The sequence below is a fragment of the Oceanispirochaeta sp. M1 genome (assembly GCF_003346715.1).
Classification (GTDB): Bacteria; Spirochaetota; Spirochaetia; order DSM-2461; family DSM-2461; genus Oceanispirochaeta.
Genome location: NZ_QQPQ01000002.1, coordinates 96,040 through 112,585 on the forward strand (window position 1 = coordinate 96,040; position 16,546 = coordinate 112,585).

Genomic DNA, 16,546 nt, shown 5'->3' on the forward strand with positions numbered 1-16,546 from the left:
TGTTTTAGTTATTAAGAGGGACATGAGCCATGGAAAACTCCCAAACCATAGAAAAGACAATGATGCTGCTGGAAACTCTGGCCCTTTACGGTCCCAGCCGTGCTTCGGCAATAACAAAAATACTGGCTATTCACCGCAGCAGTGCTTACAGAATGCTTGGTTCCCTTGTGCAGCTAGGTTATGTACTCCACCATGAAGAGAGCGGCTTATACAGTCTATCTCGAAAAATGGAGAGTTTCACCGATTCCGGCTCCGCCTGGGGATGGCTGAAAAGTCTGGCAGACCCCTATCTTCAGGGTATATATGAAAAAGTAAATGAGACCATGCACCTGGCGGTACTCCATAACAACGAGATAAGTTATCTCAGTAAGTGGGAATCAAGCAGAAGTCTGAGAGTTGTTGTTCAGTCCCAGGCAGGAGGTCATGCGCCCTTGTATTGTACTGGTCTTGGAAAGATGCTGCTTGCAGGCCAGGAGAAGGATGAGCTGGAGAGAATTGTTCAGGACATAGAATTGATACCTTTTACAGAAACAACAATCCGAACTGCCGATTCGCTTCATGCAGAGCTGAACAGAATCCGTACAGACCTGATATCCTTTGACAATGAAGAACATGAAGAGGGTGTAAGCTGTATAGCGGTCCCGCTCCTCAATAAAGAGGGGGATATTATTGCTGCCATAAGTATTACTGTTCCGACCCTGCGTTTCACCGAAGATAGAAAGAAAGAACTGCGTTCTCTTATGCGGGATGCCGGCCGCAGTATATCCGCGATGATAGACGAATATCATATCTGAATCCCTAGCTCAGAATAAAGAAAAACAACTGATTCATCAGCTTTGACAGATTCGGTTCATTCGGTTTTCGAGAAGATAATCGTTAATAATTATCAATACGTCTTAAGCATTCCCTGAAATGAATAATAAATTCCGTTCCTTCACCGGGAACACTGTCACAGCTGATTGTTCCGCCAAGCCCCTGAGTCACAAGATTGTAGACAATATGCAGTCCCAGTCCGCTTCCCCCGCCGCTCCCTCTTCTGGTTGTAAAAAAAGGATCAAACACCCGGTCCATTATTTCCTTTGTCATCCCATGACCTGTGTCTCTAAAGCTGAGAATAAGATCATCGGATCCTTTTTTCAGAGAGATGTATATTCTCCCTTCCTCTTTTACCGAAAAAGCATGAAGAACTGCATTCTGAACCAGATTAGTTATTATCTGTGACAGCATTCCTGGAATACTGTTAATTTCCAGAGTCTCATCACATTCGAGACGAATTTTAATTCTACGTTTCGTATAAAGTGGTTTCAGACTTTTTTTAAGATCCTTCAGATAATCAAGCACCATGAAACACCGTGCTTCCTGATAACTTTGATCCACTGCAATCTGTTTGAATCCCTTTATAAGACCCGCCGCCTTTTCCATGTTGGAGAGCATAATATCAGAGCTGTCTTTCAAGTTCTTCAGATAGGAGGAAAACTGCTCCTGAGTCAGATTTTCATTTATGAATAAGGTATTCAACTCATCTATCTGCCCAATCATATGGGATGAAGCAGTAACACCGATACCTACAGGAGTATTTATTTCATGGGCGATACCCGCAACCAGCTCACCAAGAGAGGCCATTTTTTCAGACTGAATCAGATGATCCCTGGTAAGTATCAATTCATTGAAGATGGATTCAATATTCCGAGCCAGATCACCAAGCTCATCATTTCTCTCTATATCTATTACAACTGCTTCTGAGGATAAAAGCATTTGGGAAAGGGACGAATTTATCTGTACCATATCTCTTGCAATCTTTTGAGAAAGACTCAGTGTGATAATAAGCATGACTCCGATAATGATAAAAGCCAGAAAAAGGGTAACAAGAAGACCAACCTTTCTGATATGGGATATTTCAGTCTCTATCAGATATAGTTCCTCATTCAAGATTCTGACACTATTATCCAGAATATAATCCAGCTGAGCATAATTTGTCCTGAATTCATCTGCAAGGAACCTGAGCCTTACCCAATCTACTTCTTCTATAAATGAAGGGGCATTGAAGAGAGTACTGAAGAGTATATTATCAAATACAGCAGAATCTGAGAGCAGCGTCTTGATATCTGAATAGGTTGTACTGAGAACAGCATATTGTTCAAATGTAATAGTTTCCAGACTTTCTATTGTACCAATTGCTTTGCCTATCTGAGGATTTAAAAAAGGCAGAATAGAGAGGCGATCCAGATATACATAATGGATCTCCAGGTTTTTCATCTGTATTTCCAGGACGTACCAACTATCTTCAAGAGGTCTATCCATAAAGATTTCAGCACCTGAGATTCTCACAGCTTGAGATTTTTCTGACAAAATCTCAAGTTCTTTCTTCTCCCATTCAATATCACGCAGTAATCCTGTGACAGAGAGATAGATAATAAATGCAAATAAAAAACCTACACTGTTGAGCAAAATAAGGGAAACCAGTTTCAATTTAATTTTCATACATACCTTTCACACTAATGATAATCTGAAATAGTATGAAAACCCAATAAAAGGATCATTTTAATATTGATCAAAAACCAAAGTATATACTTGATAAGTACATGAAGGCAGGACTGGCATGCCGCATCTATCTCAGCTTTTTGGGCTGTAAAGCTGAGAGTTCGGGTCCTGCCGGGACCAGAAGGATTATCAGCTAAGCTGCTCAATGATTTTTTTATGCTCCTGATCTGTCAATGTGTAAAACAGCATTGGGATCACAGACAAGGCAGCACCCAATGCAGGGAGCAGAGTCATGGTGAGCATAATGCCGTTGAGAGCCTCGGGAGTCTGTTCAATATTGGGAATATAACCTGAAAATTTAAGTACCATACCTACAAAAAAACTGGCGGCACCCATTTTAAGTTTGCTTACAAATGTCAGTGATGCAAAAATGATTCCTTCATTACGGACACCTGTTTTGGCCTGGGCATATTCAATGGTATCGGCCATCATTGAAGTTCTCAGAACAAGAGGGATTCCTAAAAGAACACCAATGATGAAAGTCAGTAGAACAATAAGAACCATGTTCCCTGAAGCACATGCAAAATAAGCTATAACAAAAAGAAAAGAAGCAAGGGCAGAAGTAGCAATAAGAATACTCCGGCCCGTATATCGGCGTCCCAGGGCAGGAGCAATACCGCAGCCTATACCCGAAGCAACAAGGACAGTACCTGCCAACAGAGCCATATATCCTTCATCCCCAAGATTATAGGTTGCATAAAAGATCCCTGCAGTTATAGGCAGGTTAATCAGTACACTCAGCAAACTGGAAAGAAGAAGGAGGAGAAGAGGCTGATTCTTGAAAAGAGAATCCAGTATATCCTTCACTCTTACCTTGTGTTCCTTTTTATTCAACATCTCCATAACACGTTCAGTGGTTCCGAAGAAGCCCTGAAGCAGGAGAGGAACTGCAACGATACAAAATGCAACGATTGCCCAGAAATAGCCTTTGGCTTCATCCCCTCTGCCAAATAGCATTTTAAGGGGAATCACAAGAAATACAGGGAGAGCTGATCCTATAACATTGAATATACGACCGCTGGCAATAAGAGATTTTCTCTCATTGGAATCCGCAGTCATCCGGCTGCTGAGAGTCCATAGAGGAATATCCACGGCAGTATAGGCCATTCCCCAAAGAATATATGTTACTGAGGCATAGACTATTTTCATTACAGGAGACAGATCAGGATTCGTAAAAAGCAAGACTGTGAACAGCGCTATAGGTATGGAACAATAGAGAATATAGGGTCGGCACTTTCCCAGGCGAGTCTTGGTTTTATCAACAACGACTCCCATAAGAGGGTCATTGACAGCATCCCAGACTCTAGCCACCAGAAAAAGAGTTCCTGCTGCTGCAGCCGAGATACCAAGAACATCTGTATAAAAAATCATAAGATATAGATTCACAAAATTATAAATCATGGTCTGGCCCATCAGGGCTGTGGAAAAAGCATACTTTTCTTTACGGGGAAGATAAGCCATAGGAACTCCTCATTGCATCAACAACTGAACAACTGTAGACAGAATAAAACAAAAAAAGGTCCGGGGAAACCCGGACCTCCTAAAAATATCTCTTAATTACTTACAAATGTGAAAATTAAGCGAGAAAATCTATTACCTGATTAAAAACATTCTCTGCAGTATAACCCAGTTTTTCATCCAGAACTGCAGCAGGAGCACTGAAACCGAAACTGTTCAGACCAAAGACTTTTCCCGTAGCTCCAACAAGACCCTGCAGAGTTACAGGCAGACCAGCGGTCATACCGAATGTAGGAATTCCGGCAGGAAGAACTTTGCTCTGGTAAGCAGCGGTCTGGTTCCTGAAAAGACCTTCAGAGGGAGCTGAAACAACCTGAACCTTCAGACCTTTCTTCTCTCTTAAAAGAGCGGCACCACTAACGAGGGTGGATACTTCAGATCCTGAAGCCACGAGAACAACATCGGGAGTTCCCCCTGCTTCCTCAACGATATAGGCACCTTTCTCAGCATTGAAGGCTTCGGAGACTCTGTCGCCGGAAGCGGCGGGCAGCTCGGTGATATTCTGTCTGGACAAGATCAACGCCGTGGGAGAATCCTTGTTTTCCAAGGCCATTTTCCAGGCAACAGTTGTTTCCTGGGCATCCGCAGGACGGAGAACCAGGGTAGAGTTTTTATGAGAATGATTCTGAAGCTGTTCCATCAGTCTCAGCTGAGCTTCATGCTCAACAGGCTGGTGGGTAGGTCCGTCTTCTCCAACGCGGAATGCATCATGAGTCCAGACATAGATGACCTGCAGTTCCATAAGAGCAGCAGTTCTCAGTGCGGGCTTGATGTAGTCAGAGAATACAAAGAAGGTACCACAGGCAGGAATGATTCCACCGTGGAGAGCCAGACCGTTACAGATGGAGGCCATGGTAAGTTCACAGACACCGGACTGGAGGAAGGCTCCGCCGAAATCGTCTTTTGTGATGGCTCTTGTCTTCTTCAGGAATCCGTCGGTCTTATCAGAGTTACTGAGGTCGGCGGAAGAAACAATCATGTTTTCCACGTTTTCAGCGAGGACACTCAATACGGAAGCCGATGCTGCTCTGGTTGCAGAACCAGATTTCTGCTCAATGGCTTTCCAGTCGATGGCAGGGAGTTTCTTGCTGTAAAACTGTTCCAGTTTGGCAGCAAGAGCGGGGTTGGACTTGGCCCATTCGCCCTGTTCTGCCTTTTTGGCAGCAGCAGCGGCTGTCTTGGCCTTGATAACGCCGTCCAACCATTCCTGAACTTCAGGAAATATAACAAAGGGATTCTCTGCATCTCCACCGAGGTTTTTGATGGTCTTCTCAAAGGAAGCACCGGCAGCACTCAGGGGCTGACCGTGTGTAGAAACTTCACCTTCAAAGTTGGCACCTTCTGCTGTTACAGCACCCTTACCCATAATGGTTTTTCCGATAATAAGAACCGGTTTGTCACCGGGCTTGTTGGCTTCAGTCAAAGCGCCTCTGATGGCGTCAGCATCATTACCTGCAATTTCCAGGACTTTCCAACCCCAGGCCTTGTATTTCTGAGCAGTATTTTCTGATGTTACTTCTTTAACTGTTGTGGACAGCTGAACATCATTTGAGTCATAGAACATAACAAGGTTATTCAGTCCGAGGTTTCCGGCAATTCTACCAGCACCCTGTGAAATTTCTTCCTGAACACCACCATCAGAGATAAAGGTATAGATTTTATGATTCATCCATTCACCGAATTTATCCTTCAGGAATTTTTCGGCAATGGCGGCACCGACTGCAAATGTATGTCCCTGTCCCAGGGGGCCGGATGTATTTTCAACACCCCGGGAAAAGTCTACTTCGGGATGCCCGGGAGTGGGAGATCCCCACTGTCTGAAATTGGAAAGCTCATCCATGCTGTAATGTCCGTAAAAGGACAGGATGGAATAAAGCATAGGGCTCATATGCCCGGGATCTAGGAAAAATCTGTCTCTGTTGATCCATTTACCATCACTGGGGTCAAAATTCATAAACTCTGAAAACAGAACATTGACGAAATCGGCTCCACCCATAGCTCCGCCGGGGTGACCTGATTTTGCTTTCTCAACCATAGCGGCAGAGAGGATACGGATATTGTCCGCTCCCTTGTTGATAACTTCGTTACTCACGTGTCTTCCTCTTATTTTGACGGCTTCAAGGGGTAGTAGAAGCTCGTCATTTGTTTATTGTTTTCCCATTAATTGATACAGTTAAACAGGATATTACCACTTAACAGCCTCTTCGGGAAGATCTGAAAGGTCCGCTGCGAACCAATCTGCACCCCTTAATTCATCTCTTGAAAAACTTGTAGTCAGGGCCAGACATCTGGCTCCGGCAGCCCTGGCGGCCTGTACACCATTTACAGCATCTTCCACAACTAGACAGTCTTTGATATCTATTCCCAGCATACGGGCAGCCTCCAGATAAATATCAGGAAAGGGTTTTTTATGCTCTACATCAAGGCCATTGATACAGGCATCAAAATGATCCAGTGATAATCCTATTTCATTCATGGTGAAAACCATCTTTGTATGATCTGCACTGGTCGCCAGGGCACATTTCCATCCCTCTCTGCGGCAGCGTTTAACAAAAGAAGCAGCACCGGGCAGTTCTTTCAGGCGGCCCTTTATGATTTCACCGTATACGGCATAGGTTCTGGCCTTGGCCTCATCTATACTTCCCAGCTCAAATCCATAGGCTTCGGCAACACCCCCCAGATAGCGGTTTTCACCGGCACCCACAAAGGGGAGAAAATCCTCAGCCTTCACTTCAAGACCTTTTTCAGCAAACATTTTCATGGCGGCTTCACAGATAAACTCCTCCGAGTCAGCCAGCACACCATCCATATCAAATAAAACTGCTTTCAGCATAATTCCTCACATTTTTACGGCAGATGCCGTTGATTCTCAGTTAACAGGGGCAGGTTTATATTCAACAATATCCTGAGTCTTACGCAGCAGATCCCTACCCTGCTGAATTGATGTTATTTCACCGGAAGCCAGAATCTGAATCATAATATTACCCAGAGCCGTCGCCTCTCCCGGACCGGCAAATACAGTTCGCCCTGAGATCTCGGCAGTCAGTTCACAGAGAAGCGTATCCCTGCAGCCGCCGCCCACGATATAAAGCTCATTATATTTTTTGGATGTTATATCTTCCAGAGCATCAATTGTAGCCGCATAGGTCTCGGCAAGTCCCTGAAAAATACCACGGACAAATTCACCTATAGAAGAGGGAGCCTTCCAGCCGTTCTTTACACAGAATTTTCTGATGCGTTCCGGCATGGGATCATCAATGGATGAAGGAGCAAAAAAGCTCTGATCATTGGGATTAAGATGCCAGTCGACAGGACCGTTTGCCCTTGCCATATCAGACAACTCATCCCAGCTGTACTTCTTCTCATATTCATCCCAGTAACCCTTGGATTCCTGAAGAATCCACATACCCATAATATTCTTTAAAAGACGTGTGGTTCCACTGACGGTTCCTTCATTGGTAAGGTCATAACTGAAGGTTTTATCATTAATCACAGGAGTCTCTGATTCAACACCTAAAAGAGACCATGTCCCGGAACTGATAAAAAGATTGTCTTTTCCCTCTTCCACAGGAACCGCAGCAACAGCGGATGCCGTGTCATGGGCTCCCACAGCAACAACCCTGATAGACTCAGGAGCATTCAGTTCATCTGCAACATGAGGAGCCAGGCTTCCGATAACAGAACCTGAAGGAACGATCTCTTCAAAGATATCTGAAGGGATTCCAAGCTTCTCCATCAATTCTGTATCCCACTCTCCCGTATGGGGATTCATAAGCTGGGTGGTGGAGGCATGGGTAAACTCATTTTTCATTACACCCGTAAGCCAGTAATTCAATAGGTCAGGAATTGAAAGGTAATGCTTTACTGCAGACAGAATTTCGGGAGAATCCCGTTTCATTGCCCAGAGCTGATAAAGGGTATTGAACTGATTAAACTGAATACCTGTCCTGTCATAAATTTCTTTCCGGGGTACTACCTTGAATACTTCTTCCATGGCTGTATCCGTTCGGCTGTCCCTATACATATATGGATTTCCGATGAGGGCACCATTCTTATCCAGAAGTCCATGATCCACTCCCCAGGTATCAATTCCGATACTCACAATATCTTCAGGATAAAGCTTAACAGCTTCTTTAATTCCCTTCTTTATCTCATTGAAGATAGCAAGGATATCCCAATACACACTGTCTCCCAGACGAATATTCCAGGTGGGAAAACGGTTCGTAACCTCAAAGCCTTCAAGGTTTCCAACAATAACCCTTCCATTGGATGCTCCCAGATCCACAGCAATATATTTCTTCATCAGATATCCTCTCTTTTATATATAAGATCTCTGCCGATTAAGCAGAAAATCCCCGGAATTCACTCCGGGGACTAAAATTGATTCAGTTTAAATTAGATAGCTTCGGCATTGCTAAGCAGATATTTCTCTGCTTCTACATTCCATAAACCATTATGCTTCTTCACCAGTTTGTCCAGCTCTGCAAAGAGGGGATTAGATTTACCCTTCTCTTCAAAATCAATGAGTGCCGTAAGGGGCATTTTCTTATGATTATAGATCAGCTTTTTTCCACCGGGGATTTTGGGCAGATTCAAGGTAGTCTCTACAACCGCATCCAGCCCGCCGACATGTGTAATCATGGCTGAAGGATTCAGACGACCGTCACCCATCATCTCAAGGGATTCTTTCATATCATCTGTATTTCCACCGCTTGTTCCCACAATGTGATGAAAAGCATAGTGTACATCATAAAAATTCAGCTCCGCCTTGAACTCAGTATCCGAAGGACCTGCAAAAAAGTTCAGACAACCGTCTTTAGTGAGAATTTTGTCTCCCTGTTCAACAAGAGGACGAACAGGTGCCATAACAAGTACATCATCATATCCGGCATCCCCGGTCTCAGCCATCAGATCCGCAATAGGATCGCTGCTGTCTTTAGTATTCTTATAGACAAGTTTCACACCGTTCTTTGCTGCTTCCTCCACAGTATAGATGGAAGCCGCTCTTTCCAGACGTGCATTATCAATATCGGTTACAACCAGAAGCCCCGGTTTGATGGGTGCATGAATAGCATAGTCGATTGCTCCCAGTCCCATGGGTCCCACACCTGCAAGAATGGCCAGATTTCCACCTTTACGGATTCCCATATCATGGATATAGGTTCCCTGGGGAATATGGTACATGGCATGATAGGTTCCAACGATACAGGATACAGGTTCACTCAGTGATCCCATGAAATATGCTTCTCCCTCATAAGGAAGAAGACAGTTCATCTCCATAACTTCGTTGGGAATAATAACCTGTGTGGCATCTCCACCGATATGCTGGAAAGAATAACCGGGAGCATCCAGAGAACCCTTGTAATTCAGAGCAGGCTGAATTGAAAACTTCTGCCCGGCCTTGAACTGTTTACTCCACTTGGAACCCACTTCCAGGATTTCACCGCAGAATTCATGGCCGATAATAATGGGATTCTGATCCACATCATCGGGAACTCTCTTATGATCCGCCCCCTGAGACGCCGCTTTATATGATGACATACAGATACTGTCAGAAATAACAGTCGCCAGAATCTCGTCGTCCTTAATCTGGGGAAGTTCAAACTCCTCCAATCTCAAATCATTCTTACCATATAGTCTTACTGCTTTAGTTTTCATAGTTTTCTCCTGTGATATAGTTCTTTTTCTTTCCGAATCAGTTAAGCATTACCTGGCCGCCGGTAACGGGAATGGCCTGACCGGTTTCATACTTCTGATCCACAATATAATAGATGGCTTTCACCACATCCTTAGTCTCACATCCCCTTTTCATGGGAACCTTGTCTTCATAAAACTTACGTACATCCGCCAGAGTCTTGGCTCCCGGAACCTTCCCAGTGTTCAGATACTGAACAAAGAGTCCTCTATCGGGATCTGACCAGAGAGGTCCATCCAGGAAGTTACCGGGACAGATTGAATTGACCTTGATATTGTCTGTGACCAGCTCAAGTGCAAAACTCTGAGTCAGACCAAGACTTCCGAACTTGGCTCCAGCATAGGCACCATTCTTATTAGAACCTTCAAGACCAGACTTGGAACTGATTCCGATGATGTCACTGAAATACATCCCGCTGGGGGCATTCTGCACAGCCATCAGCCTGGAGGCGAATTTCGTACAGATAAAGAAACCTGTATAATCAACGTCTGTGACAAATTGAAAATCCTTGAGTGCCATTTCCTTAACACTTCCCGCCTTGAGCACTCCCGCATTGCTGATAAAGATATCAACTCCACCTGTAGTAAGGGCAACCTGATCCATCATGGATTCTACAGATTCTTCATCTGTTACATTAACTTTCAAGGCAAATGCCCGGGTGGAACCCTGTTCTTTGTTCAGCTTGACGGCAAGTGCTTCGGCGCCGTCTATATTCATGTCTGCGATGAAGACATAGGCTCCCGCAGCAGATAGCTGGCGCACCATACCCTCTCCGAATCCCTGAGCTCCGCCAGTGACCAGGGCAACCTTGTCGGCAACTGCCGGAACAAACCCTTCAGATTTTTTTTCACTCTGAACTGCTGAAAGACTGCCGGCAAAAACTGACTGTGCCTCATCATAGGAGTCTGCAATAATAAATGATCCGCCATCTGCCAGAGTAATAATCTTTTGACCTGACCAGGCAGCTTTGATCTGATCAATAATTTTATCTTCTTCATCCGGTAAAACAGGAAGCTGAAGAATATCACCTTTCCCTATATAAGCCTCGGGAAAGTAGGAAATGATCTTCCCTTTTTCTCCATCAAAGCTGAGTCCCCTTATACAGGCAGCTGCTATACTGATCTTATTCACATTGCTTTCCTTTATCTATCTTTTAGCTTTCGTATTGCCTTCGATTATATTTCACAAAGCTTTTTAAATCAATTGTAAAAAAACAGTTTCAATAAAAACAGCTTAGAAAAAGAATGAAAAGGATTCTTCCCCTTAATGGAAATCTACAGGGTACTGAAAGAAGCCTGATCTGCCTTTATTGACATACAGACACTATCTGTTAATATGTCAATAACGCATAATACAGGAGCCCGAAAATGAGAACCGTAATTAACATGCTGTCCGAAGCAGCAGTAAAATATCAAAATGATCCCTATGTTGTACAGAAAGAAGATAGCGGTTGGGTTCCTAAAACTTTTAAAACCGTAGAAGAAGAGTCTGCTCTCTTTGCCAAAGCCCTTATCGCAAGGGGTATCAAAAAAGAGGACAAGATTGCCATCCTGTCAGAAGGAAGAAGAAACTGGGTCATTTCAGAATTTGGTATTCTCAAGGCTCAATGTATAGCTGTTCCCCTATCCATCAAACTTCTTCAAGAAGAAATCCCTTTCCGGCTCAATCATTCTGAATCCTCAGTAATTATAGTATCTGAAAACTCACTGGAAAAGATTCTCAATATTCAGGATTCATTGGACAATAAATCACTGGTCATCGTTCTAAGTAATTTTGGCGGTGATGTTATGGAGAGAGCGGAAAAAGCCGGTATGACTCCTGGAAAAGACTTAATCCTTTATAAAGATTTTATTGCAGAAGGTAAAAACAGCGATGAGGCTGTATCTACGGAGCTTGGTAAAAGACTAGAAGATATCAAAGAAGATGATGTTATCACCATCAGCTATACATCAGGAACAACAGGAAACCCCAAGGGTATAATGCTTACCCACCTTAATTACTATTCCAACAGCGCCGATGCTGTAAAATCATTTTATATTCCTGAAAGGGAAAAAACTCTTATAATCCTGCCTCTGGATCACTCCTTTGCCCATACTGTGGGTATCTATGTTGGATTAAGACGCGGTCTGGCACTGTATTTTGTTGATGCCAGGGGCGGCGGAATGGCAATTCTGCGAAACATTCCCGGCAACCTGGTTGAATCCAAACCCTACTTCCTGCTCACTGTACCGGCACTTTCTGGAAACTTTATGAAAAAAATCCAGGCAGGTGTTGCTGCCAAGGGGAATTTTATCAACGGCATCTTTACCAGAGGGGTTACAGCGGGAATAAAGATTCACAGAGATGGATTCCGTAAGGCATCTTTCCCAATCCGCCTCCGCTATGGATTCGATTACTTCCTGGCACAGAAACTGGTTTTCCCAAAGGTGCTTAGTATTTTCGGTGGTGATCTTCAGTTCTGTGTAGGTGGAGGGGCCCTTCTTGAAGTTTCACAGCAGGAATTTTTCAATGCCATCGGAGCTCCCATATATCAGGGATACGGACTGACAGAAGCAACTCCTGTTATCTGTTCAAATATTCCAACGAGACATAAGTTCGGAACATCCGGAGTCGTCCTTCCTTCAATTGAAACAAGAATAATGAAAGATGATGAAAACGAAGCTGAACCTGGAGTCCCCGGGGAATTGGTAATCCGCGGTGAAAATGTAATGAAGGGTTATTATAAAAATGTGGAAGCAAGCAGCGAAGTCCTCAGGGATGGATGGCTGTGGACCGGAGACCTGGGTTATTTGGATGATGATGACTTTCTTGTAATTACCGGAAGAGCCAAGGCCCTTCTGATTGCAGCGGACGGAGAGAAGTACTCCCCCGAAACCATTGAAGAGGCGATCCTCAATAACTGCCCATATATAAATCAGATTATGGCCTACAATGAACAGATGAAGTTTACTTCTGCTCTGATAACCCTTGATGAAGCTGAAGTCAATAAACTGATAAAGTCCGGTAAAGCCTCCACAGCCACAGAAGTATTGAAAATCATCAAAGAATCTTTTTACAGCTTTAAAAACAATTCAACCATTCCCTCTCAGTGGGTCCCCGGAACCTTTGCTGTAATAGAAGAGGCATTTTCTGAAAAAGAGCAGCTGATCAACTCTACAATGAAACTTGTCCGATATAAGGTACGAGATTTTTATCAGGATAGAATTAACAGCATGTACGAAGCTTCAGGCTCTGATATAATGAATGGAGAAAATCTCAAGATCATAAGGAGTCTCTTTGATCTGAAAGATTAGGGAGGCTTCTTGAATACAGATAAAATTATAGCTCTTTACCGCGAACTGCTGACGGAAGTCAGCGGTGAGGCTGACAGACTTAATAAGCTGTATGATGAATATATGGTATGCAGAAAAGGATGCGCCGACTGCTGTACTGACCTCTCAGTTCTTCCCCTGGAATGGTATGCATTAAACCAGGCAAGAGAGAATGAAGCCCCCGTCCATATTCCCGAAAAGAACGATCCTGGACGATGCTCAATGCTTGTAAATGACAGTTGCCTGCTCTATCCCTTCCGCCCTCTGATCTGCCGGACCCACGGTCTGCCTCTTCTTTATATGATCGAAGAATATAACCTTGAAGGTCAGCGGTCAAACCAGGATGAACCTGAATGGCAGATCAGCTGGTGCGACCTGAACTTTACAGAAGTTACCGAAGAGACTATGGAAGATCTCTTTGATCCCGAAGATGTCCTTAATATGGAAGAGTGGAATACCCGGCTCAAGTCTTTGAACCAGGATTTTCTTGAATGTGAAGAGGGAAAGCCCTTCATAGGACAGAAGCGCATTCCCATTGCAAAAATATTCGCCTAGGAAAAATCAGCCAGTTCGGCAATCTTCTCCGGATGAAAACGATCCATATTCTCACCCCACTCTGCATATCGGCTGATACGCTCATTGAGACTCAGGGATGACAGAGGATTATCCTTATGAAAGAGACTCCACTTTTCATTAATAGAAGTCAGCTTCTCATGAGCAATAAGAGCCCATGTAGCAGTGATAAGATGGGAGAACTCAGGCTGTAGAATCTCAGGGCAGTTAAAACTCTGCCTGGAGGAATTAATATCCACACCGCTTATTTCCATCAGTTCATACTTACTGCAGAATTTCTGTACCCGCAGAAGCTGCTCAAGAGTATTACGGGGAGGCATATAGGTAATGGCTTTAAAACCAATCTTCTTCAATTCCGGTATCAGTTCATCAAGGAATTCATCCTCAAACTTCTCCGCCTTCTTATCTCCTGTAGGGCTTTCTCCCACATCTCCCAGATAGGCATAACTGGGAATCCCTCCAATCTTATTTGCAAAACTAACTACATCATAAACAGAGAGACACTCCTCTTCATCAGGTTGAACAAAGAAGCTGGGTAGATAATTGCCTTTGAGAATACCAAGCAGGTCATAAAGATAATGAGGGTTTCCTTCATCCATCAGAATTTCCCTAATCTTACCCTTTAAGGATATATCCATGGTATTTTCCAGGAAATCAACAAGGGCTGCTCCCTTTCCGAATTTCTTTACAAGGGCGATTGAGAATCCATAAAGGATATGCCTCTCAGTGATGCTGCCGCCGTCTTTCCATTCAGACAGAGATGCAATATCGTCTTCAAAATCAAGGGGTTCCAGTCCAAAAGGAGCTATCAGGGCGTTCAGCTTTTCACATTGTATTCTGTTTCTCTGATTTCTCTTATCCTGCAGAGGTTTTAAGAAATCTTCAGCTTCCTTGATCCTGGATTCGGGAACACCATGGATTGTCATATAGACTATATTGCTTGAGTCCGGATTATTAAATTTTCGGCCTTCCAGAGCTGTTCCTGTAAAGTTGACCCGCAGTTCAAATCCCACGGTCGTTGCCATTCCCAGTATTTTTCCGGCTTCAAGAGTTTCCTTCGCCGCAGAGATACTGTCGTGATCCATGCTGCCCACGGCTTTTAATCCGGCTTTACGGGCAAACCATACAGTTGCCGCAGGAGAATAAGGACTGAAAGAATAGGCTGTGTGTACATGATTATTGACTTCTTCCGACTCCCGGGGGAGAAGGGACATCAGTTTCTTATCTTCTGTGAAGGATTTAAGGGCGGATAGATGTTCCTCTTTTAGGCCCTTATTAAGGAGAGATAACTGCTGCTCAGGTTTTAAATTTATCATTTTCTTTCATTTCCCATTCTTTTTGGTTTCATTGTATAGATTATTTTATTTCATAAAAAAGGATTTAACAAGTGAAGTTCACAGTAAGTTCATGAACAAATCATCAATGTACCTTTGTTTTTCCTCATATAAGTAGTTATATTCTGGTAAAAATTATTTATATTACTGGTAGAAGGTTAAAACCGGAAACCTGTTTATAAAGGTTTAAGTTGGTAAACATCGAAACTATATACGATCTTCGCTGTTTACTATAAATAAAGCTGCAAGAATGGAATCTTGTCAGCAAGGAGACAAAATGAACTCTAAAATCAAAAAGTTGCTTTACCCTGCAGCATTCATAGCCCTTTTAATTCTTCCCATGTCCTGTGCATCCGCACCGGAAGCTCCTGTGGAAGAACCCACCCCTGCCCCCGTAGAAAAACCGGCTGCCACTTCAGAATCAGCCGCGGCGGCCAAAGCCTCAGCAGAAACAACCAGAGAGAAAGCCGTTGAAGCTAAAGCCCCTAAAGCTGCTAAAGAGATTTTCGAAGAAGGTGAAGAGTATATGGCCTCTGCAGAATCCTATATGGCGGGTAATGACTTTGAAGCAGCCGTAGAAGAGTATAACAGTGCTGAAAAAAGCTACAGCAGCGCCGCTAAAAAAGCCGAACAGAAGAAACAGGAAGCTCTTGCCGCCATGAAGGCTGCGGATGAAGCAATTGCCAATGTAGAAAAGAATGCCGAAGAAGCTCAGAAAGAAGCTTCCGAAGGAGACCAGTAATGAATTTTAAAAGGACTCTCCTCTTTATTACATTAATAGTTTTGGGAAGCTCAGTGTTTGCCCAGAGCCTCAAAGATAATCCTGATTACAGAAAATCATTGGAATTAAAAAGACAGAGTGAGATTGCCTTTGATGAAGGTGATTATCTGGAAGCAAAAAGCCTTGCAGAAGAGTCTCAGGAATATGCAGCCCTATCAGATCAATGGATTGCTATGATGCTGAATCGTTACAAGGCCAACAGTGCCTTGAGAAGATTTGAGAAGAGTCTGAACTCGGCTGCCAATATAAACGGTGCAGTAAATTTCCCTGATGAGTATGCAGAGGGTAAGAAACTGTACGAACAGGCATACCAGGAATTCAGAGGCGAGAGTTATGAGGACAGTTACGAGACTTCCTTAAAGGGAATCGATTTACTTTCAGCCATTGTCTATATGCCCAGAGAAGGTGGTGGTCCCCTCCCCTCACGATATGTGGTACGAGATCTTCCCAGTGGTAAAGAAGACTGCCTGTGGAACATCGCAGGCTATGACTTTATTTACTCCGATCCATGGATGTGGAAAAAACTATATGAAGCCAACAAGGATAAACTGGTTGATGAGAACAATCCCCACCTGATCCATCCCGGACTGATCCTGGATATTCCCGCACAGTCAGGCGAAGAGCGCAGTGGAACCTGGAACAAGGGAGAAATCAGATAAGCGGATACAATTTCTGTTTCAGAACTGGTTAATTACATTTTTACTATATAATTCAATATTTATTTATTGATACGTATTTGAATGTAGGGTAAAATACTATTAATTAGATTGAGTGATAATTCAATCCTTATTTT

Annotated in this window: 13 protein-coding genes; 5 read left to right on the plus strand and 8 right to left on the minus strand. The window is 43.6% G+C overall.

Features of this window, described 5'->3' with window-relative positions; all coding sequences use genetic code 11:
* The first annotated feature begins 29 nt into the window (after positions 1–29).
* On the plus strand, positions 30–794 hold the full coding sequence (locus tag DV872_RS01630) for an IclR family transcriptional regulator (RefSeq protein ID WP_114628092.1): 765 nt from the start codon (positions 30–32) through the stop codon (positions 792–794).
* 82 nt (positions 795–876) lie between these two features.
* On the opposite strand, the gene DV872_RS01635 is transcribed toward DV872_RS01630, so the two are convergent.
* The 7 genes from DV872_RS01635 to DV872_RS01670 form a co-directional block, all read right to left on the minus strand.
* Complete coding sequence (locus tag DV872_RS01635) at positions 877–2,481, minus strand: sensor histidine kinase (RefSeq protein ID WP_114628093.1); 1,605 nt, start codon at positions 2,479–2,481, stop codon at positions 877–879.
* A gap of 189 nt (positions 2,482–2,670) precedes the next feature.
* Complete coding sequence (locus DV872_RS01645) at positions 2,671–4,002, minus strand: MFS transporter (RefSeq protein ID WP_114628095.1); 1,332 nt, start codon at positions 4,000–4,002, stop codon at positions 2,671–2,673.
* Positions 4,003–4,117: 115 nt separating this feature from the next.
* Positions 4,118–6,151, minus strand: coding sequence for a transketolase (locus DV872_RS01650; RefSeq protein ID WP_114628096.1), 2,034 nt, complete (start codon positions 6,149–6,151; stop codon positions 4,118–4,120).
* Between the two features lie 93 nt (positions 6,152–6,244).
* Positions 6,245–6,892: an HAD family phosphatase gene (locus DV872_RS01655; RefSeq protein ID WP_114628097.1), complete on the minus strand. Its 648-nt coding sequence runs from the start codon at positions 6,890–6,892 to the stop codon at positions 6,245–6,247.
* A 36-nt stretch (positions 6,893–6,928) separates the two neighbouring features.
* Complete coding sequence (locus tag DV872_RS01660) at positions 6,929–8,362, minus strand: rhamnulokinase family protein (protein ID WP_114628098.1); 1,434 nt, start codon at positions 8,360–8,362, stop codon at positions 6,929–6,931.
* A 92-nt stretch (positions 8,363–8,454) separates the two neighbouring features.
* Positions 8,455–9,717 (minus strand): zinc-binding dehydrogenase, encoded by a 1,263-nt coding sequence (locus DV872_RS01665; protein ID WP_114628099.1) that lies wholly within the window; start codon positions 9,715–9,717, stop codon positions 8,455–8,457.
* A gap of 37 nt (positions 9,718–9,754) precedes the next feature.
* Positions 9,755–10,885, minus strand: a complete 1,131-nt coding sequence (locus tag DV872_RS01670; RefSeq protein WP_233516404.1) for an SDR family NAD(P)-dependent oxidoreductase — start codon at positions 10,883–10,885, stop codon at positions 9,755–9,757.
* 236 nt (positions 10,886–11,121) lie between these two features.
* Between DV872_RS01670 and DV872_RS01675 the strand changes: the two genes are divergently transcribed.
* Both DV872_RS01675 and DV872_RS01680 read left to right on the plus strand, forming a co-directional pair.
* Entirely contained in the window at positions 11,122–13,047 is a 1,926-nt protein-coding gene (locus tag DV872_RS01675) for a long-chain fatty acid--CoA ligase (RefSeq protein ID WP_114628101.1), read from the plus strand.
* Positions 13,048–13,056: 9 nt separating this feature from the next.
* Positions 13,057–13,620, plus strand: coding sequence for a YkgJ family cysteine cluster protein (locus DV872_RS01680; protein WP_114628102.1), 564 nt, complete (start codon positions 13,057–13,059; stop codon positions 13,618–13,620).
* Here DV872_RS01680 and DV872_RS01685 read toward each other — a convergent pair.
* On the minus strand, positions 13,617–14,954 hold the full coding sequence (locus DV872_RS01685) for a PHP domain-containing protein (RefSeq protein WP_114628103.1): 1,338 nt from the start codon (positions 14,952–14,954) through the stop codon (positions 13,617–13,619). The genes DV872_RS01680 and DV872_RS01685 overlap by 4 nt on opposite strands.
* A gap of 295 nt (positions 14,955–15,249) precedes the next feature.
* On the opposite strand from DV872_RS01685, the gene DV872_RS01690 reads away from it, so the two are divergent.
* Complete coding sequence (locus DV872_RS01690; RefSeq protein WP_114628104.1) at positions 15,250–15,714, plus strand: hypothetical protein; 465 nt, start codon at positions 15,250–15,252, stop codon at positions 15,712–15,714.
* The gene (locus DV872_RS01695; protein WP_114628105.1) at positions 15,714–16,412 is read left to right on the plus strand and encodes a LysM peptidoglycan-binding domain-containing protein; all 699 of its coding nucleotides are present in this window, start codon (positions 15,714–15,716) and stop codon (positions 16,410–16,412) included. Before DV872_RS01690 ends, DV872_RS01695 begins: the two co-directional genes overlap by 1 nt.
* Positions 16,413–16,546: the final 134 nt, after the last annotated feature.

Excerpts from the sequence above, each read along its gene's own strand:
- DV872_RS01665 (WP_114628099.1), bottom strand. The coding sequence starts at position 9,717 with ATGAAAACTAAAGCAGTAAGACTATATGGTAAGAATGATTTGAGATTG.
- DV872_RS01660 (WP_114628098.1), bottom strand. The coding sequence starts at position 8,362 with ATGAAGAAATATATTGCTGTGGATCTGGGAGCATCCAATGGAAGGGTT.
- DV872_RS01655 (WP_114628097.1), bottom strand. The coding sequence starts at position 6,892 with ATGCTGAAAGCAGTTTTATTTGATATGGATGGTGTGCTGGCTGACTCG.
- DV872_RS01675 (WP_114628101.1), top strand. The coding sequence starts at position 11,122 with ATGAGAACCGTAATTAACATGCTGTCCGAAGCAGCAGTAAAATATCAA.
- DV872_RS01630 (WP_114628092.1), top strand. The coding sequence starts at position 30 with ATGGAAAACTCCCAAACCATAGAAAAGACAATGATGCTGCTGGAAACT.
- DV872_RS01635 (WP_114628093.1), bottom strand. The coding sequence starts at position 2,481 with ATGAAAATTAAATTGAAACTGGTTTCCCTTATTTTGCTCAACAGTGTA.
- DV872_RS01645 (WP_114628095.1), bottom strand. The coding sequence starts at position 4,002 with ATGGCTTATCTTCCCCGTAAAGAAAAGTATGCTTTTTCCACAGCCCTG.
- DV872_RS01685 (WP_114628103.1), bottom strand. The coding sequence starts at position 14,954 with ATGATAAATTTAAAACCTGAGCAGCAGTTATCTCTCCTTAATAAGGGC.
- DV872_RS01695 (WP_114628105.1), top strand. The coding sequence starts at position 15,714 with ATGAATTTTAAAAGGACTCTCCTCTTTATTACATTAATAGTTTTGGGA.
- DV872_RS01690 (WP_114628104.1), top strand. The coding sequence starts at position 15,250 with ATGAACTCTAAAATCAAAAAGTTGCTTTACCCTGCAGCATTCATAGCC.